This is a genomic window from Tropicimonas marinistellae (assembly GCF_001509585.1).
GTDB lineage: Bacteria > Pseudomonadota > Alphaproteobacteria > Rhodobacterales > Rhodobacteraceae > Tropicimonas > Tropicimonas marinistellae.
The window spans coordinates 1-2,500 of sequence record NZ_LNCI01000028.1 but is presented as its reverse complement, the minus strand read 5'-3'; the positions used below and the strand labels follow the sequence as shown (position 1 = coordinate 2,500).

The 2,500-nt window shown below is 55.1% G+C and carries 2 rRNA genes (1 of these 2 cut by a window edge); both read left to right on the top strand.

Annotation, left to right across the window (positions count from 1 at the left end):
- A 23S ribosomal RNA gene (locus ARC39_RS25020) occupies window positions 1–2,134 on the top strand; it begins 691 nt to the left of the window's first position.
- 211 nt (window positions 2,135–2,345) lie between these two features.
- Window positions 2,346–2,460, top strand: a 5S ribosomal RNA gene (gene rrf, locus ARC39_RS25015).
- The last annotated feature ends 40 nt before the right edge of the window (window positions 2,461–2,500 follow it).

Below are 2,500 nucleotides of genomic sequence, written 5' to 3'. Positions count from 1 at the left end.
CGAAACCGAGTGATCTAGGCATGACCAGGTTGAAGGTGCGGTAACACGCACTGGAGGACCGAACCCACACCTGTTGAAAAAGGTCGGGATGAGTTGTGCCTAGGGGTGAAAGGCCAATCAAACTCGGAGATAGCTGGTTCTCCGCGAAATCTATTTAGGTAGAGCGTCATCCGAATACCCCGGGGGGTAGAGCACTGGATGGGTAATGGGGCCCCACAGGCTTACTGATCCTAACCAAACTCCGAATACCCGGGAGTACTAGATGGCAGACACACTGCGGGTGCTAACGCCCGTAGTGGAGAGGGAAACAACCCTGACCTCCAGCTAAGGCCCCTAATTCATGGCTAAGTGGGAAAGCAGGTGGGACGACCAAAACAACCAGGAGGTTGGCTTAGAAGCAGCCATCCTTTAAAGATAGCGTAACAGCTCACTGGTCTAATCAAGTTGTCCTGCGGCGAAGATGTACCGGGGCTCAAGCCATGAGCCGAAGCTGAGGACTGCGTATGCAGTGGTAGCGGAGCGTAGTGTGATATAACACCAATCCTCCTTAGATCCTTCGGGATCGTTGGAGGATAGGGTGTTTACTGTGAAGCCGGCCTGTGAGGGATCCGGTGGAGTGATCACTAGCGAGAATGATGACATGAGTAGCGACAAACAGGGTGAGAGACCCTGTCGCCGAAAGTCCAAGGGTTCCTGCTTAAAGCTAATCTGAGCAGGGTAAGCCGGCCCCTAAGGCGAGGCCGAAAGGCGTAGCCGATGGGAACTAGGTTAATATTCCTAGGCCAGGAGGATGTGACGGATCGCAGGTGTTGTTCGACCTTATCGGATTGGTCGGGCAGCTGAGCGGTTCCTGGAAATAGCCCTCCATCAGACCGTACCCTAAACCAACACAGGTGGACTGGTAGAGAATACCAAGGCGCTTGAGAGAACGATGTTGAAGGAACTCGGCAAAATACCTCCGTAAGTTCGCGAGAAGGAGGCCCGGGTTCAAGGCAACTTGGATCCGGGGGCACAAACCAGGGGGTGGCGACTGTTTACTAAAAACACAGGGCTCTGCGAAGTCGCAAGACGACGTATAGGGTCTGACGCCTGCCCGGTGCCTGAAGGTTAAAAGGAGGAGTGAGAGCTCCGAATTGAAGCCCAGGTAAACGGCGGCCGTAACTATAACGGTCCTAAGGTAGCGAAATTCCTTGTCGGGTAAGTTCCGACCTGCACGAATGGCGTAACGACTTCCCCGCTGTCTCCAACATCGACTCAGCGAAATTGAATTGCCTGTCAAGATGCAGGCTTCCCGCGGTTAGACGGAAAGACCCCGTGCACCTTTACTACAGCTTCACACTGGCATTAGGCCGAACATGTGCAGGATAGGTGGTAGGCTTCGAACCAGGGACGCCAGTTCCTGGGGAGCCTCCCTTGAGATACCACCCTTGTTCTGCTTGATGTCTAACCGCGGTCCGTTATCCGGATCCGGGACCCTGTGTGGCGGGTAGTTTGACTGGGGCGGTCGCCTCCCAAAGCGTAACGGAGGCGCGCGACGGTTGGCTCAGAGCGGTCGGAAATCGCTCGTTGAGTGCAATGGCAGAAGCCAGCCTGACTGTGAGACTGACAGGTCGAACAGAGTCGAAAGACGGCCATAGTGATCCGGTGGTCCCGAGTGGAAGGGCCATCGCTCAACGGATAAAAGGTACGCCGGGGATAACAGGCTGATGGTGCCCAAGAGTCCATATCGACGGCACCGTTTGGCACCTCGATGTCGGCTCATCTCATCCTGGGGCTGGAGCAGGTCCCAAGGGTACGGCTGTTCGCCGTTTAAAGAGGTACGTGAGCTGGGTTTAGAACGTCGTGAGACAGTTCGGTCCCTATCTGCCGTGGGTGTAGGATACTTGAGAGGAGTTGCCCCTAGTACGAGAGGACCGGGGTGAACGATCCACTGGTGGACCTGTTATCGCGCCAGCGGTAGTGCAGGGTAGCTATGATCGGAAAGGATAACCGCTGAAGGCATCTAAGCGGGAAGCCCCCCTCAAAACAAGGTATCCCCGAGGGCCGTGGTAGACCACCACGTCGATAGGCCGGAGATGTAAGCGCAGCAATGCGCTCAGTTGACCGGTACTAATGGCCCGATAGGCTTGATTTGATCCAGTAAAAGCAAGACTCAAGCGATGGCGAACAGCACATCGCGACAACTGGAAACAAAATCAGAAGTCGCCCAGACTTGGACAAAACTCTGATGTTGGACAGGCGAACGCACCCAGAATAAATGGGTGCGGCACGCAATTGCGGTCCCCGCAATCGCTGTCGCCGCGCGTCGCTTGCAGCGCAAACGACAGTCCAGGATTTTTCCTCGGTTTGGTGGTCATAGCACGAGCAAAACACCCGATCCCATCCCGAACTCGGCCGTTAAGTGCCGTCGCGCCAATGGTACTGCGTCTCAAGACGTGGGAGAGTAGGTCACCGCCAAACCTAGAAAAAATCCAATAACTCTCAATACAGATGAAAATCA